Annotated in this window: 14 protein-coding genes; 6 read left to right on the forward strand and 8 right to left on the reverse strand. The window is 42.5% G+C overall.

The features are described from left to right. Positions 1-58 precede the first annotated feature (58 nt). Both FCV43_RS11060 and FCV43_RS11065 read left to right on the forward strand, forming a co-directional pair. Positions 59-1,906, forward strand: a complete 1,848-nt coding sequence (locus FCV43_RS11060; protein ID WP_017054422.1) for a M3 family metallopeptidase — start codon at positions 59-61, stop codon at positions 1,904-1,906. A gap of 151 nt (positions 1,907-2,057) precedes the next feature. Next, positions 2,058-2,372, forward strand: a complete 315-nt coding sequence (locus FCV43_RS11065; protein ID WP_136995210.1) for a DOPA 4,5-dioxygenase family protein — start codon at positions 2,058-2,060, stop codon at positions 2,370-2,372. Between the two features lie 133 nt (positions 2,373-2,505). On the opposite strand, the gene FCV43_RS11070 is transcribed toward FCV43_RS11065, so the two are convergent. The 5 genes from FCV43_RS11070 to FCV43_RS11090 are packed head-to-tail and all read right to left on the reverse strand — an operon-like array spanning position 2,506 to position 8,211. Beyond that, complete coding sequence (locus FCV43_RS11070; RefSeq protein WP_136995235.1) at positions 2,506-3,198, reverse strand: ABC transporter ATP-binding protein; 693 nt, start codon at positions 3,196-3,198, stop codon at positions 2,506-2,508. A 46-nt stretch (positions 3,199-3,244) separates the two neighbouring features. Further along, the gene (locus tag FCV43_RS11075; RefSeq protein ID WP_136995211.1) at positions 3,245-4,528 is read right to left on the reverse strand and encodes an ABC transporter permease; all 1,284 of its coding nucleotides are present in this window, start codon (positions 4,526-4,528) and stop codon (positions 3,245-3,247) included. Beyond that, on the reverse strand, positions 4,528-5,772 hold the full coding sequence (locus FCV43_RS11080) for an ABC transporter permease (protein ID WP_136995212.1): 1,245 nt from the start codon (positions 5,770-5,772) through the stop codon (positions 4,528-4,530). Before FCV43_RS11080 ends, FCV43_RS11075 begins: the two co-directional genes overlap by 1 nt. Further along, positions 5,769-7,070: a TolC family protein gene (locus FCV43_RS11085; RefSeq protein WP_136995213.1), complete on the reverse strand. Its 1,302-nt coding sequence runs from the start codon at positions 7,068-7,070 to the stop codon at positions 5,769-5,771. Before FCV43_RS11085 ends, FCV43_RS11080 begins: the two co-directional genes overlap by 4 nt. Further along, positions 7,063-8,211: an efflux RND transporter periplasmic adaptor subunit gene (locus FCV43_RS11090; RefSeq protein ID WP_170961647.1), complete on the reverse strand. Its 1,149-nt coding sequence runs from the start codon at positions 8,209-8,211 to the stop codon at positions 7,063-7,065. The genes FCV43_RS11085 and FCV43_RS11090 overlap by 8 nt, the downstream gene beginning before the upstream one ends. Before the next feature lie 210 nt (positions 8,212-8,421). Between FCV43_RS11090 and FCV43_RS11095 the strand changes: the two genes are divergently transcribed. Further along, complete coding sequence (locus FCV43_RS11095; RefSeq protein ID WP_136995214.1) at positions 8,422-9,672, forward strand: DEAD/DEAH box helicase; 1,251 nt, start codon at positions 8,422-8,424, stop codon at positions 9,670-9,672. A gap of 127 nt (positions 9,673-9,799) precedes the next feature. Here the strand turns inward: FCV43_RS11095 and FCV43_RS11100 are convergent, their stop codons facing one another. From FCV43_RS11100 to FCV43_RS11110, 3 genes are all read right to left on the reverse strand, one after another. Further along, positions 9,800-10,594, reverse strand: a complete 795-nt coding sequence (locus FCV43_RS11100; RefSeq protein WP_136995215.1) for an EAL domain-containing protein — start codon at positions 10,592-10,594, stop codon at positions 9,800-9,802. Between the two features lie 279 nt (positions 10,595-10,873). After that, positions 10,874-12,799, reverse strand: a complete 1,926-nt coding sequence (locus FCV43_RS11105; RefSeq protein WP_136995216.1) for a M48 family metallopeptidase — start codon at positions 12,797-12,799, stop codon at positions 10,874-10,876. Continuing rightward, positions 12,799-13,389, reverse strand: a complete 591-nt coding sequence (locus tag FCV43_RS11110; protein WP_017054432.1) for a LemA family protein — start codon at positions 13,387-13,389, stop codon at positions 12,799-12,801. The genes FCV43_RS11105 and FCV43_RS11110 overlap by 1 nt, the downstream gene beginning before the upstream one ends. Positions 13,390-13,621: 232 nt before the next feature. On the opposite strand from FCV43_RS11110, the gene FCV43_RS11115 reads away from it, so the two are divergent. The 3 genes from FCV43_RS11115 (at position 13,622) to FCV43_RS11125 (ending at position 17,684) form a co-directional block, all read left to right on the forward strand. Beyond that, positions 13,622-14,113, forward strand: coding sequence for a peptidylprolyl isomerase (locus tag FCV43_RS11115; protein ID WP_136995217.1), 492 nt, complete (start codon positions 13,622-13,624; stop codon positions 14,111-14,113). 140 nt (positions 14,114-14,253) lie between these two features. After that, positions 14,254-15,111, forward strand: a complete 858-nt coding sequence (locus tag FCV43_RS11120; RefSeq protein ID WP_136995218.1) for a PA4780 family RIO1-like protein kinase — start codon at positions 14,254-14,256, stop codon at positions 15,109-15,111. A gap of 269 nt (positions 15,112-15,380) precedes the next feature. After that, positions 15,381-17,684, forward strand: a complete 2,304-nt coding sequence (locus FCV43_RS11125; protein ID WP_136995219.1) for a GGDEF domain-containing phosphodiesterase — start codon at positions 15,381-15,383, stop codon at positions 17,682-17,684. Positions 17,685-17,931: the final 247 nt, after the last annotated feature.

Consider the following 17,931-nt stretch of genomic DNA (forward strand, 5'->3'; position numbering starts at 1 on the left):
CATTATGGTTTGTGTAATACTCACGACCAAACAGGCTTTCACATTTCTAGGGATTAAAATGACTGCAACCGCCTATCTAAACTCATTAAATGACCGCTACTTATCTGTTCACAGAACCAAAGAAGATTTCTTTTGGGAAACCTATATGGGCGTGAGCGACGACCACGATGGTTCGACTCAAGCTCAAACTAAGTGGACAGAATTCTTAAGCGCCGCTGAACAAATTTCTGCAATAAAAGCGCAGATCGATAGCCTCAGTGCACTGCCTGATTCTGAAGAAAAACAGCAGACTCTCATCGGACTCAACGGCTGGTTGGCAACATTTCAGGCTCATGCGATTGAATCTGAAGATGCTCAAAAACTGAAATCAGAACTTATTCAGTTTGAAGCGGACCTGTTTGAAAAGAAACAAAACCACATCATGACTTACACGGATGAAAACGGACAGCAAGCGGAAGGCTCTTTACCGGTTCTTGGATCTAACATTCGTACCAGCGCTATTGAAAGTGTTCGTCAATCTTCGCACCAAGCCTTTCTCGATCTTGAGCAGTGGCTATTAGAAAATGGCTTCTTAGAGCTTATCAAGCTTCGTAATAAATTCGCTCAATCTCTAGGGTACAAGACTTTCTTTGATTACTCGATTGTCAAAACGGAGCAGATGACAACGGATGAGCTGTTCAGCATTTTAGATGACTTTGAAGCACGCACTAAAGATTGCCATCAAAAGAGCCTCGACAATTTGGCGAAGGACAAAGGCCAAGATGCATTAAAAGGCCATAACTTTGTGTTCTCTTTTGCTGGTGACGTGATGCGCGATTTAGATCCATACGTCCCTTTTTCTCAATCACTACGTCGCTGGGTAGAGTCGTTTGGTCGTCTGAATATTGATTACTCAGGCGCTGAGTTGACGCTCGACCTTCTTGATCGTAAGGGGAAATACCCAAATGGATTCTGTCACGGTCCCGTTCCATCATTCTACAACCAAGGTGAATGGGTGGCCGCTAAAGTCAACTTCACCAGTAACGCTAAACCGGATCAAGTTGGCAGTGGCTATGATGGTATTAATACTTTATTCCATGAAGGCGGCCATGCGGCTCACTTCGCCAACGTAAAAATGAACGCTCCTTGTTTCTCACAAGAGTTTGCTCCAACATCAATGGCTTACGCTGAAACACAATCGATGTTCTGCGACAGCCTTCTCAATGACGCCGATTGGTTAAAACAGTACGCAGTTAATGCTGAAGGTCAGGCGGTTCCAGATACGTTGATCCGAGCAATGATCGACAGCAAACAGCCATTCCAAGCGTTCTCAGAGCGTAGCATCCTTGTTGTACCTTACTTTGAACGTGCGTTGTATCAACTAAGCGATGATGAGCTAAACGCTGAAACCATTACTAAACTTGCTCGCGATACTGAAAAGAAAATCTTAGGTTTAGAGTGTAGCCCTCGCCCTCTAATGGCCATTCCACACTTATTGTCAGATGAATCGGCTTGTGCTTACCAAGGTTACTTACTTGCTCATATGGCGGTATACCAAACGCGCGCTTACTTCACAGAAAAATTTGGTTACTTGACTGATAACCCTGAAATTGGACCTCTGCTTGCCGAGCATTACTGGCATAAAGGCAACAGTGTGAATCACAACGGTACGATTTTGGCGCTGACAGGTGAAGGGTTTAATGCTAAATACCTTGCCGATGAATGTAACCTAACTTCAGAGCAAGCGTGGGAAGTTGAGAAGGCCAAAATTGCGGCACTGTCGACCCGAACCCGAGCAGAAGTGTCCTCACTTAACGCAGCGATCAATATCGTGGATGGTGAAACACAATTAGCAAACAATTCAACGTCAGATTGCAGTATGTGTGACGATTTTGAGCAGTACATCATCTCTACCTACGGTCGATAATTCCACCTCTACGGCTACTCTATTTACTTAGGGTAGCCTTCTTCTTTTCCCGCAACATCCACAAAACAGAACAACTTGTTCTAAATTCTAGGTTTGCTCCCTGTAACCGCCTCGCTTATATTAGGCGCATAAGCCCTATTCGGAGTGACAAATGTATCACGCACACGTTTATTTTGGTTTGCTACAAAAATCCAAAGCAACAGAATTAAAGAAGAAAATAGAACAACAGAGAAGTGACATCATCACTCAATTTCCTCTCGTTGAGCGCTTAGTGGGCCCGCACCTGATGCCAATGTTTGAAATTCACTTCAAAGACAACAGCCAAAACTTCATTGAATGGCTAGATGAAAATCGTAATGGCATGGATGTTCTGATTCACCCAGTTGGAGGTGATGATCTGATTGATCATACTGAACATGCGATCTGGTTAGGCCGAGAACTCGGAATTGATGAAGCAGGCCTTTAAGGTGCGCGTGAATCTAACCTTCTAAATCCTTAGAATCGAGAACTCTAAATAAATGCCGAATCAAAAAATTCGGCTTTTATTATTTTAAGACCGCCATGATGCCGCATTAATACCAATCACAGTAAGTAGATTGTCATAAAAAGCTACGATTGGTATAAGCAACGTTGTCATCCGCGACCACTTGTCCATCCTTAATGGTGACAATTCGATGAGTTCTTTGAGCCAGCGCATTATCGTGTGTCACTATAATCAACGTCCTGCCCTCTTGATTCAACTCATTGAATAACGCTTCGATTTCCGCCCCAGACTTAGAATCCAACGCGCCTGTCGGTTCATCTGCGAGAATTATTTGCGGATCGTTCACTAATGCACGAGCAATGGCGACACGTTGTTTTTGCCCCCCAGAAAGCTGATTAGGCTTATGATGCATTCTGTCGCCCAAACCCACTTTATTTAGTAATGAGGCGGCTTTCGCTCTTCTTTCTGACGCTTTCACTCCTCTATACACTAGAGGTAATGCGACATTTTCTAATGCACTTGCGTATTCCAGCAAGTTAAAGCTTTGGAAAACAAACCCAATGTTCTGATTTCGAATTTTCGCGAGTTGGTTCCCAGTTAACGCGGATACATCTTCATCATTCAACAAGTACTCCCCAGCGGTTGGTTTGTCTAAACAACCAAGCATATTCATTAGTGTTGATTTTCCCGAGCCTGATGGCCCTAATATTGACAGAAATTCCCCTTTATTTATCGACAGAGAGACACCGTCTAATGCGCGAACTTCTTCATCACCACTCTTATAATGCTTACTGATCCCTGTAAGCATCACTAACGGTTTATCTACCGCTATCGTGTCACTACGATTCCAATCTTTATTCACTTTGTAATGCCTCTAAAGGTGTAATACTTGCTGCTCGATTGGCAGGAAACCATGCCGCGGCAACGCCTACAATGCCCAATGCAAGAATAACCAAACCAATAATGGGCAAAGAGAGTTCGGGGGTTGGCTGACCAAGTTCGTCATATAACCCATTGCCAGACAAAGGTAGAATTTGAATGATTCGGACCAAACCGAAAGTGGCCATTAAGCCCAAAACGCCCCCCAATAACATGGTAAGAAGTGCTTGAACTAGGTAGTGAGCTCTAATAATTGAAGGGCTTGCTCCTACCGCCATTCTGAGTCCAATGTCTCTCGTCGCACGCTTAACCGTCGCATACATAACATTCGCGATGCCAATTCCAGCCACCCCTAGCGTCACCAATCCAATAATGCCTAAAAAACTTTGTAAGCCGATTAAAAAGCGACGCATGGTTTTTTGCCTCAGTAACATATCGTTAATTTGAATCAACTGTTCGTCCTCAATGCTACCGCCATACTTTCTTGCGATTACCTGTTTGAGCGTGGTGGCCACTTGCTTACGGCTCACCCGTTCAGAAGGCTCGATATTAAATGCTGAGATGCCACTATTTGGATGAAAGCGCTGCCAAGTTGAGAATGGAACAAATATGGATTCATTGAGTGGCACGCCTTGTTCAACACTCGCGCTACTGTTTTTAAACAACCCAATAACCGTAAACTCATCACTACCCACTTTGACCTTTTTTCCGACGGGATTCACTTCTAACTTAGGTGTATTAATCCAGTCAAAATCATCTGATTGATTAAACAGGGAGATCGCAGCACTTTCTCCCATGACAATCACCTTCCGCTGCTCTTTCATATCCATAGGATTGAACCAACGTCCACCAGCGGTAATCTTCAAGCCGGTTAAACGTTGATACTCAGGCATTACTCCCAAAGGGTTTTGCCATGATCGGTGATCTTCAAATGTCACACGGGCATTCCATTCAGCGGACGGTTGAACACTTTTAACACTGGGTAAAGATTGAATGACGTCCAGATCATCAAAGTGCAGTTTGAGCTGTTTTCCGACATGGAAGTTTCCGTAATCCTTAGTCGCATAACCACCGGTTAAGTATATTAACTTGCCACTGCCGCTCTCTGAACTTCGAATCAATCCTTGGCGTAACCCCTCACCAGCCGACAACATAGTCGCAATACAGAGCGTTGCCCATGCGACGGCTAAAATGGTCAGACTTAAGCGTAACTTTTCTGCTGCCATCTCTTGGAATATTTGTCTTATCGGAAGCATCATCAAGCCCTCGCATTCAAAGCATTAACAGGAACAAGATTTGAAGCACGACGAGCGGGAAAATAGGCGGCAACCAAAGCAAGAACGGTGATCACTCCTAAAGACATCGAAACCGCATCGAGAGTTATCATGGGAGAGCCAAGCCATTCAGGCATGCCAATATAATTTAATAGCGCAATAAACGCATATGAGAAGGCGATACCAATAATCGTCCCGCAAGCCACAAGAATTCCACCTTCAATAACGAACTGCACAAGGATATTATTAGGTGTTGCCCCTATCGCTAAACGCACTCCAATTTCACGTGTTCTCTCTGTCACCGATAAGAACATTATGTTCGCAACCCCTAATGCTCCAACCGCTAACGTCATTGCACCACTCGCACCTAAAAACAGTTGAATACCGCGGAGTAGCGTTTTGAAGAATTTGGCCTCTCTCCCCAAATCAGGCATATACATCGCATTTTTATCACTAGGATCAAAGTGCTGCTGTTTAGCAAAAAACGACTGCAAACTCTTACGCAAAATCACACTCGAAACGGTTTCAGAGGGCGAAACGAGCAGCATGATGGGTTTACTATTCCACAAGTCATTAAATGTCGAACTTGGGATCATGACTTGGCTCTCTTCATCATTGAGCGAAATACCATTTTCATTCTTTTCGGTTATTCCGACGACGACAAAAGGAATACCGTTAACTTTCAACATTCCCCCAATTCTCAAATTGCCTATTTCAGCGAGTTGCCAACCTATCACGGCAGCCCGGTTGTGATTAGATAAATCGCTGCGACTGATGGCGCGTGATTTCTTGATTAATTTGAGGTTTCGCAATTTTAAAAATTGATCATCAATCCCACTGACGTTACCAGGTAATGTCCGCCCTTGTATATCCGTGACGCTTGCGTCCCATTTACCATAAACCACTGAAATATTTCGTATTGGTGACTGCTTCGATGTCGCATTATTCATCGAAGGGTTGAGTAATTGTCGCATCTCTGTTTCTGTGGGAGATATATCTCGCCTTGCAGCTAACCCCTGCCAAGGCTTTGTCGTCTGCTCGGGGAAAATCAATTGCGTATCGCTCATCAATAGTGCAAAAGATTTCGTATTCGTTTGATAGAATCCCTCACCTAAACCCACCAAAACGAGTACAGAAATAACGCCCCACATGATGGCGAGGATTGCGAGAAAACTGCGTAATCGATGCGCGAATAAGGTTTGAAAGGTCTGAGACAAAAGCGCAATCATGACTCTAGCGCCTGCGAAATCAAAATGATGGTTTTATCATCCAATTTGCCCACAGATTGAAGCAATGAAATACGATGACGCCAGTATTGATACAGTAATGATTGCAGTGCATTCTTGCTTGAGAACAAGCGATTGTGTGCATCAATAACATCCGATGCTTCCGCCATTCCCGCAGCATAAACGAACTGTTTACTCTTTAGCACTCGCTCACGAGATTCAACTTGCTGCTGCGCAATTTCAACACGTTGCCAATCAATCGATAGCTGTGAATAACGATTTGAAATTGTACTTTTGATACCGATTTCTACCGATCTCGCTTCCTCTTTTGCGCGTAAAACTCGCAATTTTGCACGATCAACATTTGAACTCGTCGCGCCATTCAAGTCCAACGGTACGCTCAAATTTAAGCTGGCACTGAATTCACCGTCGCGCTTACTGCCATCACCGTAGTCGACACTTCCGGTTACCGTTGGGTAATACCCTGCTTTTGCTTTTTCACTCTCCAGCTCTACCACTCGAACATTTTGCTTCGCAGCCAATAATTCCGGACTGCTGTTACTCGCTAATTTTAGCCAGTTGTTCTCACCTTTCACGATAAGTTGAGGCTGTTTCAAATCTGTTGTATTAATTTCGTCCACCACATCCGATGGGAGATTAATCAAAGAGATCAGTACCGCTTTTTTATCAACCACATTTGATTGATTTGTGAGTATTTCCGCCTGTTCATCAACATGATTAGCACGCATATCTTCAAGTTCAGTGGATTGAATCTTACCCGCGTTATAACGCTGTTGTGTAATATTCAACATTTTCTCTCCCTCTGAGAACTTCTGTTGCGACAACCGAAGATCACCTTGAGCCTGGGCTAACCCTAAGTACGCATTAATCAGTCGAGCAGCGAGTTCATTGTGGCTCTGCTTACGTTTCAGTTGAGCCGAAATATACGACGCTTGCGATTGATCCAGTTCCGACCATTTACTGCTATCCCATAGGGTTTGATTTAAGCTGATACCATAACGATTAGAGTTAGCACTGCCTCCATTGTTTCCGCTTAAATCCGTCCAATGACTACTCGCAGTGATCTCAGCACTCGGCAATAGCGCACTTTTGCTTGCTCGTATTTCAACTTCGCTTATTTGCTCATCTAATTGTGATTGCTGGTAAGTAGGGTCGTAATATTTTGCGGCTTGCCATGCCTGTTCAATGGAAACCGCATGAGCCGATAAACTAAAAGCGGTGACCATCAGACCAGTGAATACAGTGCAACAACCTTGAGCCTTGATGTTAAATTTACGCATTTGGATCTCCCATCATCATACTGATATCAATGATCGACTCTCCACTCCCTAGTCCTGAAAGCACTTCTACACTGATTCCATCAGAGAGACCTAGCGTCACTTTTCGAGGGGCATACCCGATTTCTGACTCATCAGGGATCCATACTTCAGGTTGCTCTCCATCAAAATTCAAGGCGCGTTCTGGGATTGTAACCACATCTGTCGCGTGTTTTAGTGTGATCTGAGCCGTAGCCGAAAAACCTGATCGAATGGTTATCTCTGGTGGGAATTGAATATTGCCAACTTCAACTTGGAAGCCATTATCAAAACTTTGAGATCCGTTTGATACTGTGCCGTTTAACGTTTCAGACTGCACCGCTACTTTGCTTAAAACACCTTGCATAACAATTTCAGGGTAAGGTGCAAGCGTAACGCTGACTGATGTCCCGACTTTTAGTTGCGCCGCATCATGCTCACTCACACTTCCCTTAAAAATCATATCCTGCATATCTGCGATAGACATCATTTCGGTTGCCTCTTGGCTCGATTCCGTCGAAATAATTGGCTCTCCAATTTCGACTTTTAAGTTCAAAATCGTGCCGTTTATTGGCGCTGTAATGGTCGAAGTTAACTTTGAGTTACCAACCGATGATTCTCCGCTTCTAATCAAATCAAAGTTCTGCTTTTTCTGCTGAACATCAGCCAAACTGGATTTCACGTTCGACTTTGCTTGGATGTATTCGCCATAGTTTTTCGGGATGATATTTTGCGCAACCAACTGATTTAAATTTTCAAGCTTCTGTTGTGCCGATTCTAGTTCAGCTTCACTTCGCATGAGCTCTGTATTAGCTTGTGTTAGCGCAGTAGGCGTTGGGTTCGGTCGCACCTTGATAAGAGGGGTGCCTACGGTAACTTCATCCCCCACTTGGTGATAAACCTCTCCAACAATGCCATCAATTTGAGACTTAATAGAAATAGAATGAGCAGGGACAATTTTTCCAACCGCAACCGCTTGTTTTTTGATAGTGCCTAATGTGGCTGAGATAGTAGGAAGAACATCACTCGATGTCGTAGATGGTGCGGTAAAGTAATAGCCAACTCCGGCAAGCGATACTGTAAATAATGCGATGAAGGCCCAACGTTTTTTCATGGTGTATTCCATATTCTATGTAAGTAAATGATGTTGGCAATAATGCTGAACAAACATCAGAATTCGGGTCGATATTGATGAAATTCAAGCAATATTACTCCCTTCATATCTCGCTGTATGTATGGATTTGTACTGTTTTGTACTCCTAGAGAGAAACGTCATTTACTTATCCCGATAGCCTGTTTAGACTCTGCGCACTTTCCTTTTGAATGGCATAAGTCTATGACTTTTTCTGAACTCGCATTGAACCCGGCACTTATCGCTTCCTTGCCTTCATCGATAAACACTCCCACACGCATCCAAGAGTTAGCCATTACGGCCACTTCGACGAAAAAAGATGTGCTTGCATTAGCGCAAACGGGCAGTGGAAAAACCCTGGCATTCGGGTTGCCGTTACTGCAACAACTGATTTGCCATTCAAAAGATGAATCTGAGCTTGGGGTTAAGGGATTAGTGATTGTCCCGACAAGAGAGCTTGCTGTACAAGTGAGTGATTCGCTGCAAAAGAGCGCTCAAACGGTTGGTGTTCGCTTAGTCACGCTATGCGGAGGGGTACCTCAAGAGGAGCAGATCGCACAAATGGATCGAAATCCTCACCTCATCATCGCAACGCCAGGTCGCTTATTGGATCTTGTTAAACAGAAGCATGTTGATCTCAGCTCACTGACTCAACTGGTATTAGATGAAGCGGATCGGCTGCTCGATATGGGGTTCTGGCCTGATATCCAAACACTGCTTGGCTTAATGCCTGTCTCTCGTCAAACATCTCTATTTTCAGCCACATTGCCTGACAATTTACGATCTCTTGCAATGGAGATATTAGATGAGCCACTACAACTTGAAGCTCACACAGCAAACAGCGTTGTAGAAGAGATTAATGAACGACTCTACTTGGTTAATAAAGGAAGCAAGACTCAAGCTTTACTTTCGTTAATCAAGCAAAGCGCTTGGAAGCAAGTGTTAGTCTTCATCAGTGCGCGTGACAATGCCGATAATCTCACAAAAAAACTGGCCAAAGCAGGCATATCTGTCGCGGCTCTGCATGGCAATAAAGATCAAGCAGTGAGAGAACAGACATTAGACGATTTCAAATCTACTAAAATCCAAGTGCTAATTGCAACCGATGTCCTAGCTCGTGGCATTCACGTAGAAGCACTGCCTGTAGTGATCAATTTCGACCTACCGCTTAGTGCGCCTGTATACGTACATCGAGTAGGAAGAACAGCCAGAGCAGGCCAAAGCGGTTTAGCCATCTCATTAGTCTGTCATGGGGAAAGCGAGGCATTAAATGCAATCCGATCTCTGACGAAGCGTGAGTTATCGTTATCGGAACTAGACGGGTTCCCGGTCACAGATAAACCGACCACCAGCAATTCAGTGGAAAGGAAGCGCGCACCAAGAGATAAGCAAGCTAATCGAAGAAGTGCAAAAAAGCGCAGCATCAAACAATTTAAAAGTAAAACGGATCGCTAACCAGTCGCTAAAAATATGCAATGGCCTGATTCACTGCGATGAAGGCCGCTAGGTTAGGCGTTGAAGCTATTGTTGGTCATTAAAAACCATTGTTGGTAGTTGAACCCACTGTTGATCCTTGAAACCATTAAACAGCAAGTGGAGTCTTATGAGGTCGAGATAGGAAGAACCCTTGAAATAGATCGACATTACATTGCAAGCAATTATCTAGTATGTCTTGAGTTTCAATACCTTCAGCGATCACCAGTGATTGCACATCACGCCCCAACCCCACCGCATGTTTCAGCTTTTGTTTTCCATCAGGAAAAGGGACATCCACAATACTTTTATCCAGTTTTAAAAAATCAGGTTGAATGATTTTAACGCGCGAAATGGTCGAGTGATCCGTTCCGTAATCATCCACCGCGACTCTGATATTGCTCTTTGCCAGAGCTCGAATGCCGCTTATCGCAAGATTCTTATCGCGCCCTTCAAATTCCATAATCTCATAAATGATTTGATCAGATCTTAACTGCAATAGCGCTAATTTCTTTAATAAACTATCAATCGCGGTTTGATCGTTTGCGACAAGTTCGAAAATTGGAGGGGCTACATTAATAAATATACATTTATTTCTATAGATAGAGCGTGAAAAGTTGATGACATGAATCGCAGAGCACATCAATGTGGAAAAGATTGACTCTTCATCATCTCCTTCTATGGATTTAAAATAATCGTAAGGGCTAACTGGGTTCCCTTGAGAGTCAGAAATTCGAACTAAAGCCTCAACACCATAGACTTCCATATCTCTGTCATAAATAGGTTGATAAAAACTATTGAAAGACATGCCATGATGCACAGTATATGCAAAGCCAGCTTCGTCGAGCCTAATGAGCTTCTCAACTTTATCGCGTATCTTTATATAGTCGTACTCAAACCCCATGGACACTCATCCTCAATAAAAGCAGATACAAAAAGCCTAACACAATTGTCAATGTCATAGGTCTAGATTCGTAAGAAGTTGTAAGCAGCTCACTCATTCAATATCCCATACTTTATTTTGATTAAAATTCAGCCCGACAACGCTCAAACTATAGACAAACCAACATTGAGCGATCACAAAGCTAGATGCTTCCCCCCGCGCATACTCATCACATAAAAAACTAAAAAAATGGCAGGCTTGTTAGGGCCTGCCTAGATGTCTTTTCGTTTCAATTTGAATCTATGTTTCACTCTCTGTCACGGTAAGAGGAGATACAGGCACTTCTAAGAAACACGCAATCACTCGATATAACTCAGCCTCATCGACATTAATCACCCCATCAGACTCGATAGCAAGACGACAAGCCTCTAAGAATGCCTGCTTGTGCAATGGTTTAAGCTGAACTAAAAGTTGCAGTGCCACTTTGGTCAGATCCCAATTCGCGCTCTTGGCTTTTAATTCAGGTTTGGACATCTGAATATGCTCACAAGCCAGAGTAAAAGCATGATTCGCTTCGGCTTCACTGCTGTGACAAACCCAAACCAATTCATTCAATACCCACCGAGTACTTTCTTCTATCTGAGTCAGCGTTTTATTTTGTTTAACATGGCCTTGAACAGGTAAAAGTAACTTCTCCACCAAGTTAACCACGCACCACTCACCAATCGAATACTCATTGTCGGCATCCGCAAGAGCCTTTAATACATCAAGCAGCTTTTCAATTTGAGGAGGACTCATCGATTTAAGCGCTGGAATTGATAATTCTAAAAGCGATAACCGCAAATGCGAGGGGACTTGATAATCTAACCATGGTGATATTTTACCCCATAACCCCATAGGAATATGGCGAGCAATAATATCCCGTTGTTCATCACTACGATCATAGATTAGAAGCAACGGTATGAAACGCGCACTAAATGGCTCCCTTGCAAATCCCAATAATTCATCAGGGAATTGTGCAATCACTTTCTGGCCAATGTCACCGATATCTTCGGCAACCAAACCATTGGCCAAAACAGAACCACCTACCGCAACAGAACCGCCAACCACAACAGAATCTAACATCTCACTATTTAGCACTCTGTCACGGTTGGATTGAGAAGACTTTGCTTGTTCGCGGCTCTCACTTTTCCTATTGGTTCTTTTTTGTGGTGAGGTAAAATTGCCATCCCACTGTGGTTCAATTCGCTGAATACGATTCTCTAATGGTGGGTGAGTCGCAAATAAGTTATTAAACCCTTTAAGCTGACTCTGACCAAACATCATATGACTCGCTTCTTGTGCATCACTTGACGCTAATAAGGATTGCTCAGAATGACCACCAATTTTCTTAAGCGCCCCCGCAATACCTTGATCGTTGCGAGTAAATTGAATTGCACTTGCATCAGCCAAAAACTCACGTTGACGAGATATCGCCGCCTTTATCATTGAGCCAAATAATGTCCCCGCCCAACCGACAAGCATAAAAGCAATACCAATCAAAATAAGCGCACCGCCACTGTCTTTTGAATTCGATGAACTGGATCGACTGTAGCTGCGGTATCGTGAAGCATCTAAAACAAAACTGCCAACATGCCCAAGACACGTGATGCCATATAATAGCCCCATTAAACGCATGTTCAATCGCATATCGCCGTTAAGAATATGACTAAACTCATGAGCAATAACGCCTTGTGTCTCTTCTCTATTAAAGCTATCTAGTGCGCCTTGCGTAATACCGATAACAGCATCATCGACACTTAACCCCGCAGCAAAGGCATTGATCCCTTTTTCATGTTCAAGTAAATAAACCGGAGGCACTGGCATTCCGGATGCGATAGCCATCTCTTCGACGACATTCAATAGTTGCCGATGTTGAGGGTTTTCCGTGTTTGATGAGAGTAAACGTCCGCCCATTTTTTCGGCCAGCCCTTGACCTCCGCTATTAGAAAGCTCGATCAAGCGAAAGCTCATCGCACCTAGCACTGCAAACGTCACGCCTCCAAGAGACATTAATCCATAACGAATCATTTCAGGTTTGGTGACACTGTCACCAGAAACCTGAACATGTGCCGTAACAATAACTACACTGAGAATGGCACTTATCACCAATACGGCACAAACGAGTAAAAAAAGAAGTAGCCCCGTTTTTCTTCTTGCTTCTTCCTGATGTTGGAAGAAATCCATTAGAAACTCACCTTAGGAGCTGCTTGCATGGCTTCACTCTCTGCAAATTCCAACAATTTACCATCTTGAAAGTTAAACATATTGGCAAAAAATAGAGGTGGGAATGTCTGTTTGTAAGTGTTGTAAGTGGTCACTGAATCATTAAATGCTTGGCGAGCAAAAGCGACTTTGTTTTCGGTACTCGTCAACTCTTCTTGCAGGTTTGCCATTGTGTCATTTGCTTTGAGCTCAGGATAAGCTTCAACGACAATATTCAGCTTTCCTAGCGCACCTTGAAGTTGACCTTCTGCTTGATTTAACTGTTTGATCGCACTTTCACTGTCTGGATTTTCACTTGCTGCTTTAAGACCTGACATGGCTTGATTTCGCGCTTGAATCACTCGTTCAAACGTCTCTTTCTCATGCTCCATATAACCTTTTGCGGTTTCAACAAGGTTTGGAATTAAGTCATATCGTCTCTTTAACTGAACTTCTATTTGAGAAAAGCCATTCTTAAAACGATTTCTCAGCGTTACCAGTTTGTTGTAAACCGAAACCGCGTAAATCGCCAAAAACACTAAAATAACAACGAATACAATCAATGCAGTCATACTACTATCCATATTTTATTTAAATGAATCAGTTTTATAACAGCTATTTAGCTTATATGCATCCGCAATCTATAAAATCACGATCAAGTCTTAAAGTTAGTCAAATAATGATAAACAGAAAAAGTTATGCTCCGATTCTTCTCGCGACCTCATCTCATAATCAATCTATGATGCAGGGGTGTAATTGCGTATACTTTGCTACCAAATTCCACTCTAATGCAGTAATAAAACCATGATTATTTTCACCACCAATTTCGGCGATATAGAAATTAGCCTTGATTTAGAAAAAGCCCCTATTAGCTCAAAAAACTTCTTAAAATACTGCCAAGATGGCTTCTATACTGGCACTATTTTTCACCGCGTGATTAAAGGATTCATGATTCAAGGTGGTGGTTTTACTCACGAAATGGATGAGAAAGAGACTCGTGCCTGCATTGTAAACGAAGCGAATCGTGGCCGTAAAAATATGATAGGTACTCTAGCAATGGCTCGTACCGATGCCCCGCATTCCGCTACGGGACAGTTTTTTATCAACTTAGACAATAATGATTTTCTTGATCATACTGCCACAACGAATGCAGGCTGGGGCTACGCCGTGTTTGGTGACGTCATGGCGGGAATGGATGTGGTCAATAAAATCGCACAAGTAAAAACAACGTCTAAACACGGGCATGATGATGTGCCTTGCGAGCCTATCATCATAGAAAAAGTGACCATTTCATAGTGTTACTCTTGCTCACTTTTTAACAGAACATCATTAATGAAGTGGCTTAAACCTAATGGTACGGTACAAACATACCGCTAATTAAGTTATCACTCATTAAAAATATATCGTTAACAGTCTAAGTAAGGTATAACGGCGCGATGAAAATTCCAAAACGTATACAACCACTAATTGACGACGGTCTTGTTGACGATGTTATCGGTCAATTAATGAGTGGTAAAGAAGCCTCCGTATTCACAGTACTTTGTGGTGAAGAAATTCGCTGCGCCAAAGTGTATAAAGAAGCAAGTCAGCGCAGTTTCAAAAAAGCCGCGCAATACCAAGAAGGTCGAAAAAGCCGTAATAGCCGACGCGGTAGAGCGATGGAAAAAGGCTCGAAATATGGCCGCGCTCAGCAAGAGAAAGCTTGGCAAACCGCAGAAGTAGATGCGTTGTACAAATGCGCAGAAGCGGGGGTTCGAGTTCCTCGTCCTTTTGGTTGTTTTGATGGCGTACTATTAATGGACCTCATCACCGATGAAGATGGAGACGTCGCCCCGCGCCTTAATGATGTTATGATGTCGGAAGAGCAAGCTCTTGAAGATCACGCTCAAATGATGATTTATGTGACTCGTATGCTGTGTGCCGGAATTGTACATGGTGATTTATCAGAATTTAACGTTCTCGTTGATGAATACGGCCCCGTGATTATCGACTTACCTCAAGCAGTAGATGCATCGGCTAATAATAATGCGGAAGCAATGCTTGCCCGAGATGTGAATAACATGACGAGCTATTATGCTCAATTTGCTCCTCAACTCGCGGCGACGCAATATGCAAAAGAGATGTGGGCGTTATACGAAAAAGGGCTTCTTACTCCTGATACCGAACTTACAGGTCTTTTCGAAGAAGATACCACTAGCGCTGATGTTGATGGTATTTTAGATGAAATAGAAGCCGCCTATTATGAAGAGCAAGAACGTCGTGAACGAATCAGTGACGCGGAATCTACTACTTAAATAATGACTTATTTGCTGTTATAACCCGTTATGACAGCAAACTCTCTCAATTTTTCTACTCGCATTTCATTTGAAAAACATCATACCTTTCTTTAATACCTTCATCTTCACACCAACTGTAATCTAAGTTCCAATTTACATTATGAAGTGCTTATAATTCACACTCGAACCTTTATAAAGCGCGAAAGAGCGCTACAATGATAAAATAATAATTAAAGGGTTAGTCGTCGTTATTTTCCCTATCTATGCAATAAATGAAGAGAGTCAATATGACATCCAGTCTCCCATTATTAGAACAAATTAATCAGCTTCAAAGTAAACTTGAGTCCATTCAGAAAACAAATGAACAATTGAAAACTGAGCTAATTGTCAGCCAAGATAGATTTACTCGTTCACTGATTAATGCCAGTGAAGGCTTATGGGACTGGAACCTAGAAACAAATGAAATTTATTACTCCCCCCGTTGGAAAAAAATGCTGGGATACGATGATCATGAGCTGAGTAATACTCTTGATACATGGATTCAATTAATTCACCCCGATGACAAAGAACCCACTTTAGAAAAATTATTTTCCTATATTTCAGGTCAATCACTCTCTTATGAAACTGAAATTCGGATGATTCACAAAGATAATTACTATGTCCTACTGCATTCTTGCGCCATTAAATTAATTCGAAACTCTGACCGTTCGCCTACCAATATTATTGGTTACCATTTAGATATTTCCAAACAGCGACATGCTGAAACCTTCACTCAAAGTCATAACCAAATTCTGGAGATGATTGCCAAAGGTGAGCCAGCTAAAGAAATCTATAACGCGATTGGGCTGCTGTATGAAAGCAGGCATGCAGGGTTACGATGTTCAATGCTAGAACTGGAAGGTGATACACTACTTCACGGCGGAGCACCTAGCTTGCCGAAAGAGTATTGTGATGCGGTTCATGGCTTAAAAATTGGGCCTAATATTGGCTCTTGCGGGACCTCTACATACACAGGGAAAAGAGTCATAGTTGCTAATATTGAAACGGATCCCAAGTGGGCTGCAATTAAGCATGTCGCCCTACCTCATGGAATGCGGTGCTGTTGGTCTGAACCAGTAAAAAGCTCCTCTGGTGAAGTTCTAGGTGCATTTGGCATGTACTATGATCACCCCGCAGTACCTAACGATGAAGAGTCTAAAGATCTTATTTCTGCTGCCATGCTGACGGGGATTGTCATGGAGCGAGATCAGAATCAAAAACGCATCCAATCATTAGCTTTTGTCGATGAACTTACCGGGTTATCTAGCCGTGCCCATTTTTATCAAGCACTCGAAAAACTTATCATTGAATCAAAAGAACATGATCTACGTTTCAGCCTTTTGTATATCGATCTTGATAGCTTCAAAAATATTAACGACAGCTTAGGGCATGATGTGGGCGATCAGCACCTCAAACAAATAGCAACTCGACTCACTGCGTTAAAAGAGAATGTATGCTGTCATGCTCGTCTAGGTGGGGATGAATTCTGCCTTATCATCAAGGAGCAAGGTGATAATTCAAATGCAGAATCTATTGCAAAAGAGTGTTTAAAGCTTATATCTATGCCCTCATCTCTTGCGGGCCGCAAATGTATTCAAACTTGTAGTATCGGAATTTCGACTTATCCCGATGACGGTTCCGATCTGAAAACACTATTAAAAGCCTCTGATATTGCACTATATTCAGCTAAAGATTACGGCAAAAACCACTATATTTTCTACAATGAAGATCTATTGCTCAAAGCGGAGTATCGCTTTCAAGTAGAACAGCTTTTGAGAGACGCTATCAATAACAATGAGCTATCTTTGGTATATCAACCTCAATTTGATTTCCTAACTGGTAAACTCATTGGTGTTGAAGCTCTGTCACGCTGGCATCACCCTCACCTTGGGCAAGTTTCACCTTTTGAATTTATTTCAATTGCGGAACGAATCGGCATGATTAAACCATTGACTGAAAGCGTATTAAAAAAAGCATGCACTCAAACCGTCTCTTGGATAAAAGCGGGAAACCCTCACTTAATCGTAGCCGTCAATGTTTCGCCAAGTCATTTCCTTGATGATGACTTCATTCCATTGATTAAACGAGTGCTTGAAGAGACAGGGATAGCACCGCAAAACTTAAAATTAGAAGTCACTGAAACGATCGACCAAACTCAACAACAAAATATTTCAGCCTTTAAGAAATTAAAAGAGATCGGTGTACTTATTGCTATTGATGATTTTGGGACTGGATACTCATCTTTCGCATCGCTAAAACATCTCAATGTCGACTACTTAAAAATTGATAAGTACTTTATCGATGATCTTTTATCTGATGACAAAACGCATCTATTAATTGGTTCAATTATCGATATGGCGCATAAACTAGGCTATAAAGTAATTGCCGAAGGTATTGAAGAGGAAGAACAACTCAATATTCTTAATGAGCTGAAATGCAACATCGCTCAAGGCTACCTATTTAGCGAACCCGTTTCCGCTAATGACATATCAGAACAACTTGCGATATTGTCTCCGAGCTCACAGCCCCAGCCAGTTCTCAAAAATAAGTAAGCACTACCTTTTGGTATTTTTCTCAGGGACTCACTGAGACATATATTTCGTGTTTGCATCATATGGTGTTTTAGTATCGCTCCTGTGAAATTGAGTGAGCGATGCTGTTCACTTAAACAAAATATAACCATTTCTTTAGATGTATTATCTAAGATCGATACCGCTCAAGCCTCAATTCTCTTCACTATATTATCAATCGTTAATTTAACCTTTGCTAACTGAATATTTGATCTTGTGTGAAAATATA

The sequence above is a fragment of the Vibrio genomosp. F6 genome (assembly GCF_005146325.1).
Lineage (GTDB): Bacteria > Pseudomonadota > Gammaproteobacteria > Enterobacterales > Vibrionaceae > Vibrio > Vibrio cortegadensis.